This window comes from Escherichia sp. MOD1-EC5495, assembly GCF_002965965.1.
Taxonomy (GTDB): domain Bacteria; phylum Pseudomonadota; class Gammaproteobacteria; order Enterobacterales; family Enterobacteriaceae; genus Escherichia; species Escherichia ruysiae.
In genome coordinates this window covers 124,790-151,383 of record NZ_PTRI01000006.1, presented here as the reverse complement: position 1 = coordinate 151,383, position 26,594 = coordinate 124,790, and the positions used below count along the sequence as shown (strand labels likewise).

Annotated in this window: 17 protein-coding genes; 8 read left to right on the top strand and 9 right to left on the bottom strand. The window is 52.9% G+C overall.

Annotated features, from left to right (window positions below; genetic code table 11):
- Positions 1 to 179: 179 nt before the first annotated feature.
- From baeR to mdtA, 6 genes are read right to left on the bottom strand one after another with little or no spacing between them, the layout of a single operon-like run.
- Positions 180 to 902: an envelope stress response regulator BaeR gene (gene baeR, locus BEG40_RS06860; protein WP_000137866.1), complete on the bottom strand. Its 723-nt coding sequence runs from the start codon at positions 900 to 902 to the stop codon at positions 180 to 182.
- Positions 899 to 2,302: an envelope stress sensor histidine kinase BaeS gene (gene baeS, locus BEG40_RS06855; RefSeq protein WP_105285125.1), complete on the bottom strand. Its 1,404-nt coding sequence runs from the start codon at positions 2,300 to 2,302 to the stop codon at positions 899 to 901. Before baeS ends, baeR begins: the two co-directional genes overlap by 4 nt.
- The gene (locus BEG40_RS06850; RefSeq protein ID WP_105285124.1) at positions 2,299 to 3,714 is read right to left on the bottom strand and encodes an MFS transporter; all 1,416 of its coding nucleotides are present in this window, start codon (positions 3,712 to 3,714) and stop codon (positions 2,299 to 2,301) included. The genes baeS and BEG40_RS06850 overlap by 4 nt, the downstream gene beginning before the upstream one ends.
- A complete protein-coding gene (gene mdtC, locus BEG40_RS06845) occupies positions 3,715 to 6,792 on the bottom strand; it encodes a multidrug efflux RND transporter permease subunit MdtC (RefSeq protein ID WP_105285123.1) in 3,078 nt (1,025 codons plus the stop codon). It abuts the gene before it with no gap.
- A complete protein-coding gene (gene mdtB, locus BEG40_RS06840) occupies positions 6,793 to 9,915 on the bottom strand; it encodes a multidrug efflux RND transporter permease subunit MdtB (protein ID WP_105285122.1) in 3,123 nt (1,040 codons plus the stop codon).
- Entirely contained in the window at positions 9,915 to 11,162 is a 1,248-nt protein-coding gene (mdtA, locus tag BEG40_RS06835) for a multidrug efflux RND transporter subunit MdtA (protein ID WP_000655414.1), read from the bottom strand. Before mdtA ends, mdtB begins: the two co-directional genes overlap by 1 nt.
- A gap of 278 nt (positions 11,163 to 11,440) precedes the next feature.
- Here mdtA and BEG40_RS06830 point away from each other — a divergent pair, with 278 nt between their 5' ends.
- From BEG40_RS06830 to BEG40_RS06815, 4 genes are all read left to right on the top strand, one after another.
- Positions 11,441 to 11,497: a type I toxin-antitoxin system Ibs family toxin gene (locus tag BEG40_RS06830; protein ID WP_001386901.1), complete on the top strand. Its 57-nt coding sequence runs from the start codon at positions 11,441 to 11,443 to the stop codon at positions 11,495 to 11,497.
- A gap of 216 nt (positions 11,498 to 11,713) precedes the next feature.
- Positions 11,714 to 12,373 (top strand): vWA domain-containing protein, encoded by a 660-nt coding sequence (locus tag BEG40_RS06825; RefSeq protein WP_105285121.1) that lies wholly within the window; start codon positions 11,714 to 11,716, stop codon positions 12,371 to 12,373.
- The gene (locus tag BEG40_RS06820) at positions 12,370 to 13,131 is read left to right on the top strand and encodes a PP2C family serine/threonine-protein phosphatase (protein ID WP_105285120.1); all 762 of its coding nucleotides are present in this window, start codon (positions 12,370 to 12,372) and stop codon (positions 13,129 to 13,131) included. Before BEG40_RS06825 ends, BEG40_RS06820 begins: the two co-directional genes overlap by 4 nt.
- Positions 13,128 to 15,068, top strand: coding sequence for a helix-hairpin-helix domain-containing protein (locus BEG40_RS06815; protein ID WP_105285138.1), 1,941 nt, complete (start codon positions 13,128 to 13,130; stop codon positions 15,066 to 15,068). The genes BEG40_RS06820 and BEG40_RS06815 overlap by 4 nt, the downstream gene beginning before the upstream one ends.
- 12 nt (positions 15,069 to 15,080) lie before the next feature.
- Here BEG40_RS06815 and yegD read toward each other — a convergent pair whose 3' ends face one another.
- A complete protein-coding gene (gene yegD / locus BEG40_RS06810) occupies positions 15,081 to 16,433 on the bottom strand; it encodes a molecular chaperone (RefSeq protein WP_105285119.1) in 1,353 nt (450 codons plus the stop codon).
- Positions 16,434 to 16,566: 133 nt separating this feature from the next.
- Between yegD and alkA the strand changes: the two genes are divergently transcribed.
- Entirely contained in the window at positions 16,567 to 17,415 is an 849-nt protein-coding gene (gene alkA / locus BEG40_RS06800; protein ID WP_105285137.1) for a DNA-3-methyladenine glycosylase 2, read from the top strand.
- A 79-nt stretch (positions 17,416 to 17,494) separates the two neighbouring features.
- Here the strand turns inward: alkA and BEG40_RS06795 are convergent, their stop codons facing one another.
- Positions 17,495 to 20,812, bottom strand: coding sequence for a diguanylate cyclase (locus BEG40_RS06795; RefSeq protein WP_105285118.1), 3,318 nt, complete (start codon positions 20,810 to 20,812; stop codon positions 17,495 to 17,497).
- 324 nt (positions 20,813 to 21,136) lie between these two features.
- Here BEG40_RS06795 and udk point away from each other — a divergent pair, with 324 nt between their 5' ends.
- From udk to asmA, 3 genes are all read left to right on the top strand, one after another.
- A complete protein-coding gene (udk, locus tag BEG40_RS06790; RefSeq protein ID WP_000132077.1) occupies positions 21,137 to 21,778 on the top strand; it encodes a uridine kinase in 642 nt (213 codons plus the stop codon).
- Between the two features lie 91 nt (positions 21,779 to 21,869).
- Positions 21,870 to 22,451: a dCTP deaminase gene (dcd, locus tag BEG40_RS06785; protein ID WP_001234767.1), complete on the top strand. Its 582-nt coding sequence runs from the start codon at positions 21,870 to 21,872 to the stop codon at positions 22,449 to 22,451.
- Positions 22,452 to 22,472: 21 nt separating this feature from the next.
- Entirely contained in the window at positions 22,473 to 24,326 is a 1,854-nt protein-coding gene (gene asmA, locus BEG40_RS06780; protein ID WP_001252249.1) for an outer membrane assembly protein AsmA, read from the top strand.
- A 67-nt stretch (positions 24,327 to 24,393) separates the two neighbouring features.
- Here the strand turns inward: asmA and BEG40_RS06775 are convergent, their stop codons facing one another.
- Positions 24,394 to 25,977, bottom strand: a complete 1,584-nt coding sequence (locus BEG40_RS06775) for a TerC family protein (protein WP_010355864.1) — start codon at positions 25,975 to 25,977, stop codon at positions 24,394 to 24,396.
- Positions 25,978 to 26,594 lie beyond the last annotated feature (617 nt).

Genomic DNA, 26,594 nt, shown 5'->3' with positions numbered 1-26,594 from the left:
TAAGTATGGGTGATATTCAGTTGACTGCCAATCAGGGGAATACCCTCTAAAGGGTGGGGGAGATTACTGATAAATATGCAGGAATCTGAATGCGGATACGGTTTTATCCCTCTCCTTTCAGAGAGGGGCATGACGGGTTAATAAACAGGAAATTCAGCTCTCACCAGGGCAAAGATATATTAAACGATACGACAGGCGTCAGCTTCCCAGCGGTAACCAACACCGTAAACGGCACGGATAAAGGACTGCTCTTCGTCCAGCGCCTCCAGTTTACGGCGCAGGTTTTTAATGTGGCTGTCGATGGTGCGGTCGGTTACCACGCGGTAATCGTCATAAAGATGATTGAGTAATTGCTCGCGAGAGAATACTTTTCCCGGTTCATGGGAGAGCGTTTTCAAAAGGCGAAATTCTGCAGGTGTCAGATCAAGCATTTTGCCACGCCATGAAGCCTGAAAACGACCTTCGTCGATAATCAACGGGCTTTCGGCATCCTGTTGCTGCAACTCGCGCTGCGGTTTGCAGCGGCGCAAAATGGTCTTAACACGCGCCACCACTTCCCGTGGGCTGTACGGTTTGCAGATATAGTCATCGGCGCCAATCTCCAGCCCCAGCAAACGGTCGATTTCTTCGATTTTTGCCGTAACCATCACGATGGGGACATCGGAAAAACGACGAATTTCCCGGCAAAGTGTCAGACCATCAGTGCCTGGTAGCATCAGATCCAACAGGATCAGATCCGGTGGTGTCTGGCGCATATACGGCAGTACCTGATCACCGTGGCTGATAAGGGTCGGCGCATAGCTCGCAGCACGCAGATAATCAATGAGCAACTGCCCCAGCTTCGGTTCATCTTCCACGATCAAAATACGCGGTGTGTTTTCGTCGATTGGTAACTCGGTCATACTTCTCTCTGTAAATCCCGTTCCAGCGGTAACTCTACTGTAATGCTTACCCCGCCAAAAGGCGAATGAGTGGCAACAATGCGACCATTGTGCGCTTCAACAATGTTAAGGCAAATCGCCAGTCCCAGGCCGGAACCGCCGCTGGCACGGTTGCGGGAACCTTCGGTGCGGTAAAAACGCTCAAACAATTTTTGCAGTTGTTCGTCGCTGACGCCCGGCGCACTGTCGGCAAAAGTCAGACGTACCGTTTTGTCGCGCTGCTCGGCGGAGATTTGCAGGCTGCCGCCGCTGTCTGTGTAACGTAGACTGTTCTCCAGTAAGTTATTGAATAACTGCATTAAACGATCGCGATCGCCAAATACGGTGATGCTATCCGGCAGGGAAAATTGCAGCTTCAGGCCACGGCTGGCGAATCGTTCGCGAAATGCGCCGCCCGCCACTTCCAGCAGTGGGATCAGATCTACCGGTGCTTTTTGATAGGCGAGGGCACCTTCATCAGACATCGATAACTGATGGAGATCGTCAACCAGTTTGGTCAGTGTACCGACCTCCGCCTGTAAAGACGCCACTGTCTCGGGCGTAAATTTACGCACGCCATCCTGAATGGCTTCCAGTTCCCCACGCAGTACTGCTAAAGGCGTGCGCAGTTCGTGAGAGATATCAGCCATAAAATCGCGGCGCATCTGTTGGTTTTTCTCCAGCGTGCTGGCGAGCTGGTTAAAGTCCTGAGCCAGTTTTCCTAATTCATCTTCGCTGGTGGGCGTCACGCGAGTGGTAAAATCGCCCGCCGCAAGTTTGTGCGTGCCATCCACCAGTCGTTTCACTGGAGCCAGCAAACCGCGCGCCAGTGGGAATGTCGCCAGCGCCGCCAGTAAGGTAGATAAAGCGACAATCAGCCAACTGGTTTGCCGCTGTTGTTTATCGAAATTGATATCGGTATTGCGGGTTAACCGTTCAACGGGTGAGGCGATCACCGCGCCAACTTCAACACCATTGACCAGAATCGGCCGCCGTGTACCGTCCAGTGGAATGGGAGAGCGTGGGCCAACCAGCACTTTGTTGTTTTGATCAACCACCCAGAACTGAGTACGCCAGCCGTGTGGCGGCATACCGGGACCCGGTTTGTCTTCATTATTATCATGTTCAAATGAGCGCAGTATCTGAAATACAAAACGATCGTTATTACGCAGAAAGCGCCAGTTACCGTGCTGGGCGTACTGCTCGCCAAGTGCATCTCCGAGCATTTGCAGCCGCTGTTCATTACCATGCTTAATGTAATCGATAAAGCCGCGCTCAAAACTGATACGCACCGCCCAGTGCATACTGATCAGCAAGACAATGCAGGTGGCGAAAATCGCCAGAAACAGTTTGCCGGTAATACCAGGTCGCCAGAACTTCATTGCGCGCTCCTTTTTCGCCGCGAAATAGCTACATTTTGATGCGTATCGTTCGGCACTCTGGCAAAGATGAACGCCGGAAGGGCGATGATAAACGCCATGCTAAGCCAGGTGTACATAAAGACGGTTTGTGTGGTGCCGCTGTCGACGCTGACATGCTGCGAACCAAAAAGTCCCAGCAACAGCCCGGCGATGGTGACGCCGATACTCATCGACAATTGCATAATCATCGACAGCAGACTGTTGCCGCTGCTCGCCAGATTGTCCGGGAGATCTTTCAGCGTCAGGGTGTTCATGGAGGAGAAACGGGTCGAGTTGACCATCCCTTGTAAAAACAGGACGAACGGTAAAACGTAGTACCAGCCCAACAGAGCGGTAGTCATAAACAACAGGGTGACCAGCGACAGACCCAGCGTGGTCGCTACCAGTACCCGACGATAACCAAAGCGATTCACCACCTGTACAACAATCCGCTTCATCCCCATGCTGCCAAGCACCATCGGGATCATCATCAGTCCGGCATGAAACGGTGAGAAGCCAAGGCCAATTTGCAGGAAAACCGGCGTCATAAAGGGCAACATGCCGCTACCGATACGTCCGGCAAAGCTCCCCGCCAGGCCCAGCGAAAAGGTGCGAGTGAGGAACAGTTTCAGACTGAAAAGAGCGCGGTTGTTATTTCTGGCGTGCAGCAGATAAAGCACCAGTGCCACCACACCAACTGCGACCAGGCCAGTAATCGCCAGCGGCGAAAGTCCTGTGCCTTTACTGCCATCCAGCGCCAGCGTTAACACTGCCATGCCAACCGCCAGCAACAGAAAGCCGGAGAGATCGAAGCGCCGCGTCTGCATGGTATAGTTTGGCATTAACATTAGCGTGGCGATCGCACCGATAATCCCTACCGGAATGTTGATCAAAAAGATCCAGTGCCACGAGGCGTACTCCACCAGCAGACCGCCGAGCGCCGGACCGAGCAGTGGGCCGACCTGACCGGGCAGCGTGACAAAGGTCATCGCCGCCATATATTGCTCGCGCGGAACAATTTTCATCACCGTTAGCCTGCCAACAGGCACCATCATCGCACCGCCTACGCCCTGTAACGCACGTGCCAGCAACAGTTCATTAAGGGTGCCGGAAAGCGCGCAAAACAGCGAACCGAAGGTAAACAGCACGATAGCGGTAAAGAAAATATTGCGCACGCCAACTTTGTCCGCCAGCCAGCCGCTGGCAGGCAGCATCACCGCCACGGTCAGTACATAAGAGACAATGACCATGTGCATATGCAGCGGGCTTTCCCCCAGGCTTTGCGCCATCGAGGGAAGCGCGGTGTTGACGATGGTGGTATCCAGCGACTGCATAAAGAAGCCGAAAGCCACAATCCATAATTGCCAGCGGGTGCTGCCAGGAAGATCTGTCATTTACTCGGTTACCGTTTCTTTAGATTTTCGCGAAAAACGCAGCCGCAGACGGTCGAAAAAGAGATACACCACCGGCGTGGTATACAGCGTCAGGAGCTGACTCATTACCAGACCGCCGACAATGGTGATCCCCAATGGTTGACGCAGTTCCGAGCCGTCGCCGCCAGATAATACCAGCGGCAGCGCACCAAACAGTGCCGCGAGGGTAGTCATCATAATCGGGCGAAAACGCAGCAGACAGGCCTGGAAAATGGCTTCCTGTGGCGCCAGATTTCCATTTCTTTGAGCTTCGAGCGCAAAATCGACCATCATGATGGCGTTTTTCTTCACAATGCCGATTAATAACATGATCCCTATCAGGGCTATTAGGCTGAACGGGGCATTGAACAGCTCCAGCGCCAGCAGCGCCCCAACGCCCGCCGAGGGCAGGGTGGAGAGAATGGTCAGCGGGTGCACGTAGCTCTCGTACAACATTCCCAGCACGATATAGACCGTGGCGATCGCCGCGATAATCAGGATCACCTGCGAGTTCATCGTCTCCTGGAACACCTGCGCCGTTCCGGCAAAACTGCCGCGCACCGTCGAAGGCACGCCAAGCTGGGTCATTGCGCGATCGATTGCCGCACTGGCGTCCGAGAGCGATTTCCCGGTCGGCAGGTTGAACGAGATGGTCGAGGCCGCCGATAATCCCTGATGATTCACCGACAACGGGGCATTCGCCGGTTGCCATTTGGCAAAATACGAGAGCGGGATCGCTTTTCCTTCGTTATTAATGACGAACATTTTTTCCAGCGCGCTGATGTCCTGGGTATAGCGCGGATCCACTTCCATCACCACTTTATACTGGTTCATCGGCTGGTAAATGGTCGAGATTTGCCTCTGACCAAAGGCGTTATTCAGCAGACTGTTAGCGGCCTGCACGTCGATTCCCAGCCGCGCCATGGTGTCGCGATCGTAAACCAGGTTCATCTCCGCGCCGTTATCCTGTTGATCGGAGTTCACGTCCGCCAGTTCCGGCAATGTCGCCAGTTTTTTGCGGATTTTCGGCTCCCATTCGCGCAGTGCCGCCAGGTCGTCGGATAACAATGTGTACTGGTAGCTGGCGTTCGACTGACGTCCGCCAACGCGAATATCCTGTACCGCCATCAGGAACAGATTCGCCCCCGGCTCTTTTGCCAGCTTCACGCGCAGACGGTCGATAATTTGCTGCGCTGTTTCGCTGCGTTCGTCGCGGGGTTTCAGCGTGATAAACATCATTCCGCTGTTAACCCGCGAACCACCGGTAAAGCCGGTGACATTATCCACTGCCGGATCGTCACGGATAATTTTCATGAAGTCCTGCAACTTACCGCGCATCGCCTGGAACGAAATACTCTGATCCGCCTGTATCCCGCCCATCAGCACACCGGTGTCCTGCTCCGGGAAGAAGGTTTTCGGGATCGAGATATACAACCAGATATTCAGCGCAATGGTGCCAAGCAGCACCACGCCTACCAGACGGGTGTGATTGAGTACCCATTTCAGCGACTTACCATAGCCTTGTTGCAGCGCAACCAGCATCCGGCCAAAACCGCGTAGCCGTGTTTGTTCACGCGGCTTGCTGGCTTTCAGCATCCAGCCGCACATCATCGGCGTTAACGTCAGGGATACCAGCAACGAAATACCAATGGCAACAGAAAGCGTCACGGCAAATTCGCGTAACAGACGCCCCGGCAATCCGCCCATCAACAGCAGCGGCAGGAACACCGCCACCAGTGACAGACTCATCGACAGTACCGTAAAGCCGACTTCACGGGTGCCTTGCAGCGCGGCCTGTAGCGGTTTCATCCCCGCTTCCAGATGACGGGCAATGTTTTCCAGCACTACGATGGCGTCATCCACCACGAAACCAGTAGCGATGGTGAGCGCCATTAACGAAAGGTTATTGAGACTGAATCCGCACAGATACATCGCCGCAAACGTACCAATCAGCGAAACGGGCACCGCAACGGCAGGAATAATGGTGGCGCGACCTGAGCGCAGGAATAAAAAGACCACCAGAATAACCAGCGCCACCGAGATAATCAGCGTTTGCTCGACTTCTTCCAGCGAGGCGCGAATGGTGGGGGAGCGATCCTGGGCAATTTGCAGATCAATCGCCGCCGGAATGGTCTCCTGCAACTCCGGTAATTTTGCCCGGATGCTGTCTACCATCTGGATAATATTGGCTTCCGGCAGTTTGCGGATCATCAGCAAAATAGCTGGTTTGGCGTTGGTCATCCCGGCGTTGCGCACATCCTGCACCGAGTCGGTCACCGTCGCCACATCGCCCAGACGAACCGCGCCGCCGTTGTTGTAATGAATAATCAGCGGCTGATATTCAGCGGCTGTTTTCAGTTCATCGTTAGTCTGGATCTGCCAGCGGTGGGTATCATCTTCCAGCGCCCCTTGCGGTTTACGCACGTTGGCATTGCTGATGGCGGTGCGCACATCGTCCAGCGACACGCCCTGATTAAACAGCGCCTGCGGATTCAGCCCGACGCGCACCGCAGGCAGCGAGCTGCCGCCGACATCGACATCACCGACGCCATCGATTTGCGCAATCGTCGGCGCCAGCTGCGTCGAGGCGAAATCGTACAATTCACCCTGGGAATAAGTATCGGATGTCAGCGTCAGGATCATAATTGGCGCATCTGACGGGTTCGCTTTGCGATAGGTCGGACGGCTGGGCATCCCGCTGGGCAGCAAACTTTGTGCGGCGTTGATCGCCGCCTGCACATCGCGCGCCGCGCCGTTGATATCCCGGTCAAAATCAAACTGCAAAATAATGCGCGTGCTGCCGAGCGAGCTGCTGGAGGTCATCTCACTGACCCCGGCAATGCGCCCAAGTGAGCGTTCCAGCGGCGTGGCAACGGAAGACGCCATTGTCTCTGGCGACGCCCCAGGCAGCGAGGCGCTGACCATAATCACCGGAAAATCGACCTGCGGCAGCGGGGCGACCGGCAGCATACGGAAGCCCAGTATGCCGCACAGGGTAATGGCAACCGACAGTAAAATCGTCGCCACCGGGCGGTAAATGAAGAGAGCAAAAAACTTCACTTACGCCTCCTCTTCATGACGGGCAAAGCGGCTTTTGGTCCACAATGCCAGGCGGTCGAACAGCAAATAAATCACCGGCGTGGTAAACAGCGTCAGCACCTGGCTGACAATCAGACCGCCGACCATGCCGATACCTAACGGACGACGCAGTTCCGCGCCGACCCCGGTACTCAACATCAGCGGCAGCGCGCCAAGCAGTGCCGCCAGAGTGGTCATCAGGATCGGACGAAAACGCAACAGACAAGCCTGGTAGATTGCATCGCGCGGCGACATGCCTTGCTCACGCTCAGCAGCCAGCGCGAAGTCGATCATCATGATGGCGTTCTTCTTCACGATACCGATCAGCAAAATAATGCCGATAATCGCAATCACATCCAGTTCGCTACCGGCAATCATTAATGCCAGCAATGCACCGACCCCTGCGGTGGGTAGCGTCGAGAGAATGGTGATCGGGTGAATAAAGCTCTCGTACAGAATGCCGAGCACGATATACATCGCCACCACCGCCGCGACAATCAGCCAGACAGTGCTGCCAAGCGCCGACTGGAAGGCGAGGGTGCTGCCCTGGAATTGCGTGGTGATATCCACCGGCAGATTCAGCGTCTTCTCGGTGTCCATAATCGCCTGCACCGCATCGCCCAGCGAATAGTTATCCGGCACGTTAAAGGAGATGGTGGTGACCGGGAACTGATCCAGATGGTTGATGGAGAGCGGCGCAAAACGCTGCTCAATTTTGGCTATCGAGCTAAGTGGCACCACGCCGCCATCGCTGCTGGTCAGGCGAATGGTATCCAGCGCCGCCAGCCCAGGGGTATTTTCAGTGTTGTGCTCCAGCACCACGCGATACTGGTTGGCCTGAGTATAAATAGTGGAAATCAACCGCTGACCAAACGCGTTGTACAGGGCGTTATCGACATCCGCCATGCTGATACCCAGACGGCTGGCGCTGTCGCGATCAACATTGACATACGCCACCAGCCCTTTGTCCTGCCAGTCGCTGGAGACATCAGAAAGCTGTGGAAGCTGCTGGAGCTTTTCCATCAACTGCGGCACCCAGGTGCTGAGCGCATCCAGCGAAGTTGCCTGCAAGGTGAACTGGTACTGCGTGCGGCTGACCTGGGTATCGATGGTCAGATCCTGCGTCGGTTGCAGGAAGAGATCGACGCCCGGCACTTTATCCACCGCCGTTTGCAGACGGGCGATGACTTTTTGCACCCGGTCATCACGTTCATCCAACGGTTTGAGGTTGATCTGCAAACGCGCACTGTTCAGCGACGGGTTAGTGCCATCAACGCCAACAAATGAGGTCAAACTTTGCACCGCCGGATCCTGCAAAATCACGTCCGCAACCTGGCGTTGTCGCTGGGCCATATTGGCAAAGGAGCTGGATTGCGGTGCCTGCAAAGTGCCCTGAATAATGCCGTTGTCCTGCACCGGGAAGAAGCCTTTCGGAATGAACACCCACAGCAGTACGCTAAGCAGCAGCGTGCTGAGCGCCACGCTTAAGGTCAGCCACGGATGATTCAGCACTTTCGCAAGCCCCCGACCATAGGCGGCGATTATCCCGTCGAACATTTTCTCCGAGGCACGGGAGAAGCGGTTTTGTTTACGCAGCGACTCCTGGCTGAGCATCCGCGCGCACATCATCGGCGTCAGGGTCAGCGACACCACGGCTGAGATCAAAATCGCTACCGCCAGGGTAATGGCAAACTCGCGGAACAGTCGCCCGACGATATCGCCCATAAACAGTAGCGGGATCAGCACTGCAATCAGCGAGAAGGTCAGTGAGATAATGGTAAAACCGATTTCACCTGCGCCTTTGAGCGCCGCCGCCAACGGTTTTTCGCCTTTTTCGATATAGCGCGAAATGTTCTCGATCACCACGATGGCGTCATCGACCACGAATCCGGTGGCGATAGTTAACGCCATCAGCGTCAGGTTATTGATCGAAAAATCGAGAAATACCATGACTGCGAAGGTGCCGATTAATGACAGCGGCACCGCAACGCCAGGAATAATGGTTGCCGGAATATTGCGCAAAAACAGGTAGATAATCATGACTACCAGCGCGATAGCCATCATTAGTTCAAACTGGGTATCGTCGACTGATGCGCGGATGTTGGTGGTGCGGTCAGAAAGCACCGTCACTTTTACCGATTTCGGCAAACTCTCGGTAAGCTGCGGCAGCATCTGCCGGATGCTGTCGGCGGTGGAGATAATGTTAGCACCGGGCTGGCGCTGAACATTCATCACAATGGCCTGTTCTTTGTTCGCCCACGCGCCGAGCCAGCTGTTTTCCGCACCTTGCTCTACGGTTGCGACATCGCCCAGACGAATCGGCGCGCCGTTCTGGTAGGCGATGATTAGCTGGCGATACTCTTCGGCGGATTGCATCTGGTCGTTAGCGGAAAGCGTGACCGCACGGGAAGGGCCGTCGAGGCTACCTTTGGCTGAGTTAACGTTAGCGCCGGTAATGGCGGTGCGCACGGTTTCGCTAGTCAGGCCGAGGGCGGCAATCGCCTGGGCGTTAAGTTTGACGCGAACAGCCGGACGCTGACCGCCGGAAAGCGTCACCAGCCCGACGCCGGAAATCTGCGAGATTTTCTGCGCGACGCGGGTTTCCACCATATCTTCCACCTGCGTCATCGGCATGGCGGTTGAGGTGACGGCAAGCGTCATGATCGGCGGATCTGCCGGGTTCACTTTGCTGTAAACCGGCGGATTAGGCAGATCGCTCGGTAGCAGGTTAGTGGCGGCGTTAATCGCGGCCTGCACTTCCTGCTCGGCGACATCCAGCGGCAATGTTAGCTGGAACTGCAAGGTGATAACTGACGCACCGCCGGAACTCTGCGACGACATCTGTTTCAGGCCAGACATCTGCCCAAACTGGCGTTCGAGCGGCGCGGTAACGGCAGAGGTCATGACATCCGGGCTGGCGCCAGGGTAGAGCGTGACCACCTGAATAGTCGGGTAGTCCACTTCCGGCAGCGCCGAAACGGGCAGGGCACGATAGCCGATAATCCCGGCGAGTAAGATCGCCACCATCAGCAGCGTGGTGGCGACAGGACGCATAATAAACAGGCGCGACGGGCCGCCTGTGCTGCTCGGAGGTAACACCTGCATCAGGAACGCGCTCCTTTTTTCGCGTATTCGCGGCTGGTGGCTTTCTCTTCCGGTGCGGTGGCGCTCTGAGCTTCTACCACTTCCACTTTCGCTCCTTCGGTCAGGCGATCAATACCGTCTGTCACTACGCGATCGCCTGCGGAAATACCCGCGCGGATCACCACTTTCTGACTGTCCTGAATGCCCGGCGTCACCAGATGTTTGCTGACCTTGTTTTCGCTATTCAGCACCCAGACAAAGTGGCCTTCGTTACCCATTTGCAGGGCAGCGGTTGGGATCACCACGGCGTTTTGTTCGGTGTCGACTAACATGCGCGCGTTAACAAACTGGTTGGGAAACAGCGCATCATCCTGATTATTAAAGCGTGCTTTTACTTTAATGGTGCCAGTAGTGGTATCGATTTGGTTATCGAGACTTAACAGCGTACCTTCACTTAACTTCTTCGAGTTGGTGCGATCCCAGGCTTCTACCACCAGCGGTTTTCCGGCTTTTTGCGCCTGCACGACGGTTGCGATATCGCTTTCCGGCAGGGAAAAGAGCAAATCGATAGGATGCGTCTGGGTGATCACCACAATGCCAGTGGTATCGCCGCTGGAGATCTGGTTACCGACATCAACCTGCTTGAGGCCAACGCGACCATCGACTGGCGCAGTAATCCGGCTCCAGTCGAGTTGCAGTTGCGCGCTGGCGACACTCGCTTCATCAGCCTTAATGGTGCCTTCGGTTTCACTGACCAGCGCCTGTTGGGCATCCAGTTCCTGACGAGATACGAGATTGGTTTTTGCCAGTTGTTGATAACGCGCCAAATCACGGCGCGCGTTGGCAAGCGTGGCTTTATCTTTTGCCAGTTGCCCCTGTGCCTGGGCCAGTGCGACTTTGAACTGGCTGGGGTCAATCTCTGCCAGCAAATCGCCCGCTTTTACCTGCTGGCCTTCCTGGAAATGCAGCGCCATCAACTGGCCGTCAACGCGACTGCGCACCGTAACAGTATTAGCGGCGGTAATAGTGCCAAGCCCGGTGAGATAACGCGGAACGGCCTGTTCAATGGCGGTTGCCGCCTGTACTGGTGCTAAAGGGCCGGAACGCATACCACGGCGACCACCCGCTGGCGGCTGCTGTGCTTGTTTCGTCGCACCTGGCGCTGCGCTCTGGGATTCATTGCGGCCTTGCCAGAACCAGAATGCGGCGATGGCGGCGATAACCACCACGATTACGATTACCCAACGGGATTTATAACTGTCTTTCATCGTTAAGAGTTTCTCTTCCTGAAACGTTTCGCGCAATGTTACTAGTGTAGCCAGCCAATAAGGGAGAAAAATGGAGGAATTATGAAACAGTTTCGCGAATAGTCTGAATGGTGGTGCACTTTGCGAGCGCGCATCCAGTAATGACGCAGGAAACTATTTTCTCTGCAAGTTAGCGATAGACTGCGTACATGGCGAAAGGAGGTAAGCCGACGATTTCAGCGGGACGCTGAAACGGGAAAGCCCCTCCCGAGGAAGGGGCCTTAAATAAGGAAAGGGTCATGATGAAGCTACTCATCATCGTGGTGCTCTTAGTGATTAGCTACCCAGCATACTAAGACTACCAGGGCGGGGGAAACCCCGCTCTACCCTCACTCCTGAACTTATGTTACTCCACCCTTATTGTCAATCTGAAGCCCACGTTCTTGCGAGGCGAATAGCAAACTTATCTGCGCCGCCGGGCTTAATTCTGAAAGTATCTTCGCTTGCTCTTAATTTATTATTGCTCTCGGTATGATACCGAATCTCAATAATTCTCTAAGAAAGGATCTCTTGTGAGCGAACAAATCACCTTTGCCACCAGCGATTTTGCCAGTAACCCGGAACCACGTTGCCCCTGTATTTTGCTGCTGGATGTTTCTGGCTCGATGAGCGGTAGACCCATTAACAAACTTAACGCAGGATTGGTGACCTTTCGCGATGAACTGCTTGCCGATCCGCTGGCCTTAAAAAGAGTGGAACTCGGCATTGTGACTTTCGGCCCGGTGCATGTGGAACAACCATTTACCAGCGCCGCTAACTTTTTCCCGCCTATCTTGTTTGCTCAGGGCGATACGCCAATGGGCGCTGCAATTACCAAAGCCCTGAATATGGTTGAGGAGCGGAAACGTGAGTACCGTGCAAATGGTATTTCGTATTATCGCCCGTGGATTTTCTTGATCACCGATGGCGCGCCAACCGATGAGTGGCAGGCTGCTGCCAGTAAAGTGTTTCAGGGAGAAGAAGATAAGAAGTTTGCCTTCTTTACCATCGGTGTTCAGGGGGCAGATATGAATACTCTGGCACAAATCAGCGTCCGTCAGCCTTTGCCGTTGCAGGGATTACAATTCCGTGAACTGTTTAGCTGGTTATCCAGTTCGCTACGTTCGGTTTCCCGCTCCACGCCGGGAACGGAAGTTGTACTGGAAGCGCCAAAAGGCTGGACGTCAGTGTGAGCTGGCGTCTGGTCTATTCATCAGCCGTCGGAACGTCGCATATCAGCTCTGACTTACCTTGCCAGGATGCCTGCCAGATGCAGGTTGTCTGGCTAAACGACCAGCAACCATTACTGGTGATGTTTCTTGCTGATGGCGCAGGTAGCGTTTCGCAGGGTGGCGAAGGCGCGACGCTCGCCGTCAATGAAGCGATGGCGTTTATGATGCAAAAAGTACAGGGTGGTGAATGTGGTCTGAATGATGTGCTTGCGACAGATATTGTGCTGGCAATTCGCCACCGTATTACTGCCCGTGCACAAGCTGAAGAACTGGCGGTTCGTGATTTTTCCTGTACTTTTTTGGGCGTTATATCATCAGCGACCGGCACATTGATTATGCAGATTGGCGATGGTGGCGTGGTGGTGGATTTTGGTGAAGGGCTACAGCTACCACTAACGCCGATGAATGGCGAATATGCCAATATGACCTACTTCATTACTGATGAAGATGCTGTCACGCGCCTTGAGACTTACAGTTGCGATGCGCAGGTGATAAAAGTGGCTGCATTTACGGATGGTATTCAGCGGCTGGCATTAAATATGCTGGAAAATTCTCCCCATGTACCTTTTTTTGCGCCATTTTTCAATGGGCTGGAATCAGCGACGTCAGAACAACGCGATATATTGCCAGATTTGCTAAAGCAATTTTTGTCCTGCCCCGCAGTGAATGAACGCACCGATGATGATAAAACGCTGGCGCTGGCCATGTGGTTGCCGTGAAATCAACTATATATACCGCAGCTGGCGATTGCGTGACGCCAGGTCATGAATTAGGCAAAGGTGGCGAAGGCGCGGTTTATGATATCAATGAGTTTGTCGATAGCGTCGTCAAGATTTATCACACACCGCCACCCGCCTTAAAACAGGACAAACTCACCTTTATGGCCGCGACAGCCGACGCGCAGTTGTTGAATTATGTCGCCTGGCCGCAGGCAACGCTTCACGGTGGACGAGACGGAAAAGTTATCGGTTTTATGATGCCAAAAGTTTCTGGTAAAGAACCGATTCATATGATCTATAGCCCGGCACATCGTCGTCAACGTTATCCTCATTGTGCGTGGGATTTTCTACTCTATGTTGCGCGCAATATAGCGGCATCTTTTGCTACGGTGCATGAGCACGGGCATGTCGTGGGTGACGTCAACCAGAACAGCTTTATGGTGGGCCGCGACAGCAAAGTGGTGCTTATCGATAGTGACTCCTTTCAGATTAACGCCAATGGCACGCTGCATTTATGCGAAGTCGGCGTGTCGCATTTTACGCCGCCAGAGTTGCAAGCCTTACCGTCATTTGTCGGCTTTGAGCGCACCGTAAATCACGATAATTTTGGCCTTGCGTTGCTGATTTTTCACGTCTTGTTTGGTGGGCGTCACCCTTATTCCGGTGTGCCGCTTATCTCTGAAGCGGGTAATGCGCTGGAGACGGATATTGCCCATTTCCGTTATGCCTATGCATCAGACAATCAGCGACGTGGCTTAAAACCGCCGCCACGATCTATTCCGCTATCGATGTTACCGAGTGATGTTGAAGTCATGTTTCAGCAGGCGTTCACTGAAAGTGGCGTGGCAACCGGGCGTCCGACGGCTAAAGCGTGGGTAGCGGCACTGGATTCTCTACGCCAACAGTTAAAAAAATGTCCCGTTTCAGCAATGCATGTTTACCCCGGTCATTTAACTGACTGTCCGTGGTGTGCATTGGATAATCAAGGCGTTATCTATTTTATTGATCTCGGCGAAGAGGTCATTACCACAGGCGGGGATTTTGTGCTGGCGAAAGTCTGGGCGATGGTGATGGCGTCAGTGCCACCGCCAGCACTACAGTTACCATTACCCGCTCATTTCCAGGCTGCTGGCAGGCCGCTTCCTTTAGGCCTGTTACGGCGTGAATACATCATTCTGATTGAGATCGCGCTGTCAGCGTTATCGCTGCTGTTTTGCGGTCTTCAGGCGGAACCGCGTTATATCATTTTGGTTCCTGTGTTGGCGGCTATCTGGATTATTGGCAGCCTTGCAAGCAAAGCGCACAAAGCAGAAGTCCAGCGACGACGTGAGGCTTTTAATCGCGCGAAAATGGACTATGACCATCTAGTCAGCCAGATCCAGCAGGTGGGTGGGCTGGAAGGTTTTATCACCAAACGAACGATGCTTGAAAAAATGAAGGATGAGCTTTTGGGATTGCCGGAAGAAGAAAAACGCGCTCTGGCAGTACTTCATAACACCGCAAGGGAACGCCAGAAGCAGAAGTTTCTGGAGGGATTTTTTATTGATGTTGCTTCTATTCCCGGCGTTGGTTCCGCGCGTAAAGCGGCGTTACGGTCCTTTGGTATCGAAACAGCGGCAGATGTGACCCGGCGCGGCGTTAAGCAAGTGAAAGGATTTGGCGACCATCTGACCCAGGCGGTTATCGACTGGAAAGCGAGCTGCGAACGCCGTTTTGTATTCAGGCCGAACGAAGCGGTAACACCAGCAGACAGACAAGCGGTAATGGCGAAAATGACTGCTAAACGTCATCGACTGGAATCTGCGTTGACAGAGGGTGCGGCAGAGTTACAGCGATTCCGCCTTCATGCTCCCGCACGAACCATGCCGTTGATGGAACCGTTACGTCAGGCGGCAGAAAAACTGGCTCAGGCTCAGGCAGATTTAAGCCGCTGCTGAGCCATTTCTTATTTAACGAAATACCACTTCTGCCCAGCGCGCCAGCCCGGCAGTAACGGAACCAAAGTCGTCGCCACCTGCAATCGGGATGCCCGGCAACTGTTCCGCCAGTGCCTTTTTAATCAGCGGCGATCGGGCGCTACCACCGGTCAGATAGATGACGTCTGGTTTTTCCTGGGCGTTATCCAGCGCCAGTTGCACTTGTTCCAGAATCCGCGCCAGCGGCTGGTTGAGGGCACTTTCCAGTCCATGCTGGCTAATCAACGTTGCCAGTTCGTCACGGATAAACGGCAGCGACGCGCAGGTTTCCGCTGCGCTTGAAAGGGCAATTTTGCACTCTTCCGCGCTGCGCACCAGTCGGTAACTTAAACGTTGCCGCCAGACTTTCTGCAACAGGGCGACTTTCTCCGGCTCGCGGGCATCGCGTACCAGATCGTTAAGCAGGCGACCGTTGGCGCTACTGTAGAAATCACTCTGCGCAGGTACGTCGTTGATGGCAACCGCATTCCACCACGGCAGAATCGGCAGGGCGATACCTTTTTCGGTTTCGCCCCCCATGCCCAGCAGCGGCATCAGGTGTTTAAATGCCAGCGCGATATCCAGATCGTTACCGCCAATACGGCAACCACTGTGACCCAGCAGGCTGGCTTCACGATCGAGACGCGAACGCCACTGCGGCCCCATTAGCAGTAAGGAACAGTCAGTAGTACCACCGCCGATATCCACCACCAGCACCCGTTTTTCTTCCTGTAAGGTGGCTTCGTAATCCAGCCCTGCCGCTACCGGCTCGTACTGAAATACCACATCCTTAAACCCGGCACGTTTCGCCGCACGTTCCAGAATCCCTTGCGCCTGGGCGTTTGCTTCATCGCCGCCCAATCCCTGGAAGTTGATTGGGCGACCAATGACCGCCTGGGTAATTGTTTCTGGCAGTTGCGCCTGCGCTTGTTGGCGAATGTGCAACATCATTGCGCAGACCAGATCCTCAAATAGCGCCACCTGCTGCGGTTTTAACCCGCTGGCACCGAGGAACGATTTCGGTGATTTCACAAACCACACTTCCTCCGGATCATCAATGTACTGCGCCAGTGAGGAAAGACCGAACTGCACACTTTTCGCCGTGACGTCGATATCTTCTTCGCGGTTATAACGAATCGCCCGACGTAACAGCGCCTGCGTTTCATCATCGTTTGCCGGAACATCATGATGGCGGTACAGCCACTCGCTTACTGCTTCACGCGTTGGTGCACAAAGCATCGAGGGCAGCAGCGTGCTGTCATTTTCCATTTTCAACATCTGCGGTTTACTGTCGCGCATCACCGCCACTGAACAGTTTGCTGTACCGTAATCAAAACCAATAAACACGAAATAATCCCCATGCCGGTGAAGAAGGGGCGTGACTTTAGCGAAATGTTGCCGTCGCGACAACCGGAATATGAAAGCAAAGCACAGCGTCTGAATAACGTTTATGCTGAAAGCGGATAAAAAAGGAGATGCGATGTATACCCTGAACTGGCAGCCGCCGTATGACTGGTCGTGGATGTTGGGATTTCTTGCCGCTCGTGCGGTGAGTGGAGTGGAAACAGTTGCGGACAATTATTATGCCCGTAGTCTGGCGGTGGGCGAACATCGCGGCGTGATAACGGTGGTTCCTGATGGCAAAAATAATACGTTGCAAGTGAACATAAGTTCGGGATTAGAACCGGTGGCGACCGAGTGCCTGGCGAAAATGAGCCGCCTGTTTGATCTGCAATGTAATCCGCAGATTGTTAACGGTGCATTGGGCGAATTAGGCGCGGCGCGACCCGGATTGCGTTTACCAGGTTGTGTTGATGCTTTTGAGCAGGGCGTGCGCGCGATTTTAGGCCAACTGGTGAGCGTGGCGATGGCGGCAAAACTGACCGCCAAAGTGGCGCAGCTTTATGGCGAACGGCTGGATGATTTCCCTGAATATGTCTGCTTTCCCACTCCCCAACGACTGGCAGCAGCCGACCCGCAGGCACTAAAAGGGTTGGGGATGCCGTTGAAACGGGCAGAGGCGCTGATTCATTTAGCCAATGCGGCACTGGACGGCTCCTTACCGATGAAAATGCCGGGCGACGTTGAGCTAGCGATGAAAACGCTGCAAACATTTCCTGGAATTGGGCGCTGGACAGCAAATTATTTTGCCTTGCGTGGCTGGCAAGCGAAAGATGTTTTCCTGCCGGATGATTATTTGATTAAACAGCGATTTCCTGGAATGACGCCGGCACAAATCCGCCGTTATGCCGAACGCTGGAAACCCTGGCGTTCTTATGCGCTGTTGCATATCTGGTATACGGAAGGCTGGCAACCAGAAGAAGTATGATGCTGGTCGTCTTATCCAGCCTGGGGAATGAGCGAATTGTAAGCCTGATAAGACGCGTCAGCGTCGCATCAGGCAATACTCAGTTAATCGCGAAATAACTGCTATTAACCAGCAAATCCAGAGGTTGAGCGTCGGCAATGACATCGCCATAAATCAGATCAACACCCATGCCGGAAAGCGTATCCATCACCAGCGGCAACGCTACTGGCCCCGCGATGGTTTTCACCCCCAGCCGCTGGGCATGACCCTGAATGATCGATATCAGCATCTCATCCATCAAATTACCCTGTACGCTGGCGCATAACTCACCGTCGAGCAGCAGATAATCCGCCATATTTGCTTTCAGTGTGTTGAAGAGCTGCAGATCGCGCCCCACCTGACTGAGCACGATCCGGCAGCCTGCCAGCCGCAATTTATGCATATTTTCTGCGTGGTCGAAAATCGCTTCAGCCGGAATAATCAGATGTAATAATCGCGACGGTAGGGGGCTGCTTTCCAGTAGCTCAAGCAGTTCATTCACCAGCGGGGCGCTGCTTAACCCGGCAACGGAAAGGGGGAGGGCGATGCTTAAGCCTTTACTGGCAACCGCTTTTGCTGTCTGCTGGAAAAACTCATGTAATATCCGACGATCAAGGGCGTGATTGAGCGCCGGATCGCTGAAGCTACGACGAAATGCCAGTTCATCAATAATCTCACCTTCACTACTCCAGAGCTTAAGCGAAATCAGCCACAAATTACGCGTATCCGGGATTCGCGGTGAAGCGACGCCGTGGGCGATCATCATCAGTTGATTCTCTTTGATCATCCGCCACTGTTCATCGAGTGACATCACCGCCCGTTCGCTATGTTTAGCAGTTTGCTGTGGTTCGTAAACCGTCACCCGACCGCGCCCACCATTTTTCGAAGCATAACAGGCGATATCGGCCTGCGACATCACGTCTGCCGCCTGATGATTGCTGTCATCGATCAGGGTAATCCCTGCGCTGGCACCTACCCGATGCACACGGCCCTCCCACATAAAGTGGTAGTCATTAATCGCACTGATAATGCGTGTGGCGATAAAGCGGGCACTTTCAACATTACAGTCCGGTAGCAACAGACCAAATTCATCACCGCCGAGTCGCGCCAGCACGTCGCTGGAGCGCAGCATACTCAGCATCAACGACGCCAGTTCACGCAGTAAAGCATCGCCCGCCGCGTGCCCGGCGCTGTCATTCACCGCTTTAAAATGATCAAGATCGATAAACACCAGTGCATGTCGATGATGCGTGCTGCTTACCGTTTGCAGCAGTATTCGCAGTTGTTTTTCAAAACTGGCACGGTTAGTGAGATGCGTCAGGGCATCATGGGAGGCGCTATAACTAAGCTGGCGCAGCATTTTGCGTGACTCAGTCACATCCTGAATGACCAGTACTGAACCAATATTGCTGCCGTCCAGAGTACTTAACGGCGTAATGCTGTAATGGACGTCGTAGCTGCCGCCGCTGCGGCAGTGGAGAACGACATCTTGTTCAATAGCGGAACGCGAGGTGTCGGCACTGTAAATGTTCTCCATTAACGGCCCATTGTCGCCAAATGTAATTTGCAACACCGTTAATAGTGGAACGCCCAACGCCTCTTCTTGTGTCCAGCCGCTCATCTTCTCGGCAACCGGATTCATAAAGGTGATTTTCATCGCCATATCAATACAGACCACGGCTTCGCCGATGGAATCCAGCGTAATGTGCAGGCGCTCTTTTTCCTGAAACAGCGCCTCGTTCAGCTGTTTCACTTCGGTCATATCAATATTAATACCGAGCAATCGTTCGACTTCGCCTTCTTTATTCAGCACCCGATTGGCGAGGGCGCGGATATGACGAATACCGTCTTTCACGATGATGCGAAATTCCAGCTTAAAGGGCAAGCGAGCCTGTAATGAATCACGAATCACTTTTTCGGCGTGTTGGCGATCTTCCGGCAGCACGCAGTCATACCACACCTGCCAGTTCGGTTTGATATGTGGTGAAATTTCATATAGCTCGAACATCCGCTTATCCCAACTAAAAATATCCGGCTTCAGTTCCCACTCCCAGATGCCAATCCCACCCGCTTCATTAGCCAGCGTTATCCGTTCCATCAGGCGTTTGTTAATCTGTTCGGTGCGTTTAAGATCGTTTATGTCTTCAATCTGCGCAATAAAGTAGAGCGGCGTGCCATCGGTGTGGCGCACCAGCGAGACGGCAAGCAGCGCCCAGACAACGTCGCCATTACGGTTGTAATAACGTTTCTCCATCGAGTAGGTATTTATTTCACCGCTAATTAGCTTCTCAACGTGTTGTAGATCTTTATTGAGATCTTCCGGCCAGGTAAGTTGCTGGAAGGTGAGGGCGCGCAACTCTTCCTGGCTGTAACCGAGAAACTGGCATAGAGCTTTGTTGGATTGCAGCCATTGCCCCTCGGTGCCCACTAATGCCATGCCGATGGCGGAATATTCCATAGCGTTACGAAAGCGGGTTTCGCTTTCTGAAATATGCTTGCGTTCAGCGCGAAAGGCGTACATCACCATGGTCATGATGTTGGCGGGCAGCAGGATCAGCAAAAATGGCAGCCACGGTACGTGACTCATCAAGTAGGTTCGCGGCGTGGCGAGTAAAGTCGGATCGGCCGCCATCATCAGCGACACCATCATCACAGTGGTGAGGAAGATCAAAAAGGCTTCCATCCGTGGCAGGCGCACGGCGCTCCACATCAGCAGCACAATAATGAAAGTAAAAGGCCACGGTAGATATAGCATCGAGAGCCAGCTTAAGGTCAGCGTGATGGCTAATGTTAGTAGTGTTTCAAACAACAGCCGTGGATCACGGTGACGGAGCAGGTAATGTGGCTTAAATAACAAGCCTAGCGGTACTAGCGCCAGTGCGCCGATGGATTCGGAAAGTACCCAGATTAGAAACGCTCTAAGCGGATCGTCGTCTGATACCAGCAGGAGAACCAGCACGCCCCCCAATACTGGCGGCACGATGGCGCTGCCAAATGCGAGACGTAGCCAGTCAGCCAGATTTTGCAGTGGGTTATACCACGGCAGCAATTTCCGCAGCAGCATTGCCCCTACGACGGCCTCAACAATGTTGATTGCCGTCCACGCCATATTCAGCGAACTGGTAGAAAACAGTAGCACGGATGCGGCGATATTCCCCAGCGAGCAGGCCAATGCGATTCCCGGCCACATCCGCCCGGCATGGCGGTAAAATGCCACCATCATAATGGACGTGGGGAACCAGAGTGGCGCAAGTTGCGTACCAAACTGTGAAAGCTCAAGCGAGAAAAGGGTAAAGATGAATGAGACTAAACCTAAACTGATGAGGTGAAGCAGGGGATGAGGCAGGGTAATTAAAACACGTTGTGATGGTTTACTCATTACCGCTCTATCCGTATGACCAGGTCGTCAGTATTAGTATTAGTATTTGTATTTATGCTAGTACAAAAGTTTTACATTTTATATGCGGATTGTTCATAAAGTGACGTAATGGCGGATAATTTGTGCAACTTTGCACAACATTTTTTACCTTGCTTTAAAACCGAACAATTAAATTTGCGTCAGGGAATTGATCGTCAACACTTAACTCTAAGTGTGCGGCAACGCTATTCGACTGGTATCAGGCGGATGAAATCCCTATAATTGCCGCGTTTGGCGCTTCGGCGCCCCCTTCCTAACATCCAGGTTAATCAGGTCGCTAAATTTATGACTGATCAGTCTCATCAGTGCGTCATTATCGGTATCGCTGGCGCATCGGCTTCCGGCAAGAGTCTCATTGCCAGTACCCTTTATCGTGAATTACGTGAACAAGTGGGTGATGAACACATCGGCGTTATTCCGGAAGATTGTTACTACAAAGATCAAAGCCATCTGTCGATGGAAGAACGCGTTAAGACCAACTATGACCATCCGAGCGCGATGGATCACAGTCTGCTGCTTGAGCATTTACAAGCGTTGAAACGCGGCTCGGCTATCGACCTGCCGGTTTACAGCTACGTTGAACATACGCGTATGAAAGAAACGGTGAAGGTTGAGCCGAAGAAAGTCATTATCCTCGAAGGCATCTTGCTGCTGACGGATGCGCGTCTGCGTGACGAACTTAACTTCTCAATTTTCGTTGATACCCCGCTGGATATCTGCCTGATGCGCCGCATCAAGCGCGACGTTAACGAGCGTGGGCGTTCGATGGATTCCGTGATGGCGCAATATCAAAAAACGGTGCGTCCGATGTTCCTGCAATTCATTGAACCTTCAAAACAATATGCGGACATTATCGTGCCACGCGGTGGTAAAAACCGCATCGCGATCGATATATTGAAAGCTAAAATAAGTCAGTTCTTTGAATAAGCTTGATAAATTGTGTACCGTTCAGTGATAACCTGGTATGCCCTTGACGTAACTGGCGTTAAGGGAGTGATGCACGAAAGGAGAAAATGCCATGCGTCTGTGTGACCGAGATATTGAAGCCTGGCTTGATGAAGGCCGTTTGTCGATCAACCCACGTCCGCCGGTAGAGCGTATTAATGGCGCGACGGTAGATGTGCGCCTGGGCAATAAGTTTCGTACCTTCCGTGGTCACACGGCAGCGTTTATCGATCTGAGCGGTCCCAAAGATGAAGTGAGCGCCGCGCTCGATCGGGTGATGAGCGATGAAATCGTGCTCGACGAGGGCGAGGCGTTTTATCTCCATCCAGGGGAACTGGCGCTGGCGGTGACGCTGGAGTCGGTTACGCTGCCAGCCGATCTTGTGGGATGGCTGGATGGGCGTTCCTCACTGGCGCGTCTGGGGCTGATGGTTCACGTTACCGCGCACCGTATCGATCCAGGCTGGTCTGGCTGCATTGTGCTGGAGTTTTACAACTCCGGTAAATTGCCGCTGGCGCTGCGTCCGGGCATGTTAATTGGCGCGTTAAGTTTTGAACCACTTTCCGGCCCGGCGGCGCGGCCATACAACCGCCGTGAAGATGCGAAATATCGCAACCAGCAGGGCGCGGTTGCCAGCCGAATCGATAAAGACTAATTCAGGCTCATTGAGGATACCATGAGACGATTTCTGACGACGCTGATGATAATCCTGGTCGTGCTGGTGGCCGGATTATCTGCGTTAGTGTTGCTGGTGAATCCGAATGATTTCCGCGACTATATGGTCAAGCAAGTTGCTGCACGTAGCGGTTATCAATTGCAGCTCGACGGGCCACTGCGTTGGCACGTCTGGCCGCAACTTAGTATCCTCTCCGGGCGAATGTCCCTCACTGCCCAGGGGGCGAGCCAGCCACTGGTGCGCGCCGATAATATGCGCCTTGATGTGGCGTTATTGCCGTTGTTGAGTCATCAACTGAGCGTTAAGCAGGTGATGCTGAAAGGCGCGGTAATTCAACTTACGCCACAGTCGGAAGCGGTTCGTCGTGACGATGCACCCGTTGCGCCGCGCGACAATACGTTGCCGGATCTGTCAGAAGATCGCGGCTGGTCGTTTGATATCTCCAGTCTGAAAGTGGCGGACAGTCTGCTGGTGTTCCAGCATGAAGATGACGAGCAGGTGACAATTCGCAACATCCGTCTGCAAATGGAACAAGATCCACAGCATCGTGGCTCGTTTGAGTTCTCCGGGCGGGTTAATCGCGATCAGCGCGATCTCACGTTATCCCTCAAAGGCACGGTGGATGCTTCTGATTATCCACATGATTTAACCGCAGCCATTGAGCAAATTAGCTGGCAGCTGCAAGGCGCAGATCTACCACAGCAAGGTATTCAGGGGCAGGGGAGCTTCCAGGCCCAGTGGCAAGAGTCACATAAACGCCTTTCATTTAATCAAATCAATTTGACCGCGAATGACAGCACACTTAGTGGGCAGGCGCAGGTCACGCTGACTGAAAAGCCAGAATGGTTGTTAAGATTGCAGTTTTCGCAACTGAATCTTGATAATCTCATACCGCTTAATGAAGCCGTTAACAGTGAAAACGGAACCACGCAACAGGGGCAGAACCAGCCAATGCTGCCGCGTCCGGTTATTTCCTCGCGTATTGATGAACCGGCCTATCAGGGGTTGAAAGGTTTTGCGGCTGATATTTTGTTGCAGGCCAGTAACGTGCGTTGGCGCGGGATGAATTTTACTGATGTTGCTACGCAAATGACCAATAAATCGGGTTTGCTGGAAATCACCCAACTGCAAGGCAAACTCAACGGTGGACAGATATCGCTGCCGGGGACGCTGGACGCGACGGCAAAACATCCGCAGATAACCTTTCAACCTCGGCTGGAGAATGTCGAGATTAGTACCATTCTGAAGGCATTTAACTATCCGATTTCGTTAACCGGAAAAATGTCGCTAGCTGGTGATTTCTCCGGCGCTGACATCGATGCCGAAGCATTCCGCCACAACTGGCAAGGGCAAGCGCATGTTGAAATGACCGACACGCGCATGGAAGGGATGAACTTCCAGCAGATGATTCAGCAAGCGGTAGAACGTAACGGCGGTGATGTGAAGGCCGCTGAAAACTTCGATAATGTGACTCGTCTCGACCGTTTTACGACCGATCTCACCCTAAATAATGGCCTCGTGACGTTAAACGACATGCAAGGTCAATCGCCAGTGTTAGCTCTGACAGGGGAAGGCTCGTTGAATCTGGCAGAGCAGACCTGCGATACCCAGTTTGATATTCGGGTTGTGGGTGGCTGGAACGGTGAAAGCAAACTGATTGATTTCCTCAAAGAAACACCGGTTCCGCTGCGGGTTTACGGCAACTGGCAGCAACTCAATTACAGCCTGCAAGTGGATCAGTTACTGCGCAAACACTTACAGGATGAAGCCAAACGTCGCCTGCACGATTGGGCTGAGCGCAATAAAGATTCCCGCAATGGCAAAGATGTGAAGAAGTTGCTGGAGAAGATGTAAGTTTCCAGATGACATAATTTGTAGGCCTGATGCAACGCTTTACGCGTCTTATCAGGCCTACATACCATCACACCTCGTACTCCAAATTATCTTCCTTACGTAGCGGAATAATCTGCACCTTCTGCACGCGATGGCTTTCCACCTGCAACGTTTTAAGCAAATAATCCCCCACCTGAACTTCTTCACCAGGTTTTGGAATACGCTGTAAATATTCCATCAGCAGCCCGGCAATGGTGTGATATTCACGTTTTTCATCCAGCGGCAGCGGCACATATTGCACCAGATCTTCCAGCGGCATATGACCATTCGCCGTCCAGGAACCGTCGGCGTTTTTCTGAATATCATGACGGGCGTCGATCTCTTCCACTTCGTTCGGTAAGTTACCGGCAATGGTTTCGGTGACGTCACTTAATGTCACAATCCCTTCTACCGAGCCAAACTCATCCACTACAAAAGCAAAGTGCGTGCGGGCATTACGGAACTGCTCCAGGGCAGGTAGCAACGGCAAGGTTTCCGGGAATACCAGTGGCTGGCGAATCAACACACGCAGGTTGAGCGGTTCGCCGCGCAGCGACTGTTGTAGCAGGTCGATAACGTGAACAACACCGAGCAAATCTTCTGCGTCATCGCCGTCGGTAACCACCAGACGTGTATGCTGATTTCGCTCCAGCAACTGGCGGATCTCGTCTTCCGGCGCGTTGAGATCGATATGCTCAATATCGTGGCGCGACGTCATAATGCTGCTGACGGTACGCTGGTTAAGATTAAGTACCCGCTCAATCATCCGCCGTTCCTGCGGATTAAAGATCTGCTGGTTACCATGATCCACCAGCATGGACGCGGTTTCGGCATCCAGTTCCGCATCTTCTTTTTGCCCGCTTAACAGGCGCATTACCGCTTCGGTAGTCCGCTGGCGCAGCGTCTGGTTAGCGGAAAGAAAACGTCGCCGGTTAAAGATAGCCAACTGATTGAGCGCCTCGATCATCACCGAGAAGCCAATGGCGGCGTACAGGTAGCCTTTCGGAATGACGAATCCGAAACCTTCTGCCACCAGGCTAAAGCCAATCATCAACAGGAAACTTAAGCAGAGAATAACGATCGTCGGGTGACTGTTAACAAATTGCGTTAATGGCTTGCTGGCCATCAGCATCAGGCTGATAGCGATAACAACGGCAGCCATCATGACCAGCAAATGGTCGACCATCCCGACGGCGGTGATCACCGAGTCGAGTGAGAAGATGGCGTCCAGCACCACAATTTGTGTCACCACCCCCCAGAACTTCGCACCTTTCCGCTGCGTGGGGTTATTGCTGTCTTTCCCCTCCAGCCGTTCGTTCAGCTCCATCGTGGCTTTGAACAGCAGGAAGAAACCACCGAACAGCATGATCAAGTCGCGTGCGCTAAAGGTAAACGAGCGGAAGCTGAACAGCGGTTGAGTCAGGGTGACCAGCCAGGAGATTGACGCCAGCAGTAACAGGCGCATTAACATTGCCAGCAGCAGCCCGGTAACTCGTGCGCGGTCACGCTGCTTCGGCGGTAGTTTTTCGGCGAGGATGGCAATAAAGACCAGGTTATCAATGCCGAGGACCAGTTCGATCACAATCAGCGTGATTAACCCGGCCCAGATAGACGGATCGGCAATCCATTCCATAGTAAGTGCAATACCTATTCGTTGTATGACAAATGTCACAATTCGATCATGGATAAATCAGGGCAAAAATGCAATGTTGCAGCACTATTTATCTAACTTTATTTGAGAACTATAACATTGCATTATCCCTGAATTAAAAGTGGTAATAATAAAACATTATTTAAGAAATATCGCATATGGAGACGCAATATTAATTGCTGTCAACCTAAAGAAACTCCTAAAAACCATATTGAATGACACTTAATATAATTCTTAAAAATAGCCGATTGTCGAATTGTTACCTTGCCTGCTATTCCGTTAGCTGTAACACTTCCTCCTGCATTATTGGGGAGCCAATATTCAATTACCATAATGCTACCTTATATTCGGAAAATGAATTTCCTGAATAACCCTTTCTCATAAACGACTGTATGCTGAGAGGGTTTTAAAAACCAAACTAAATCAGTGTATTGGTAGCTAGAAAGCCAGGGGCGGTAGCGTGTCTGGATGCCTGAAAGACCAGTCTGAATTATTCTGTCAATAGCCTGCGGATGAAATCAATTTTTTTAGGACTGATGCCAGTTAAATTCTTATTCAATTAGCTGCAAGGTAAATGTGCATGTCGATAAATAATGCAC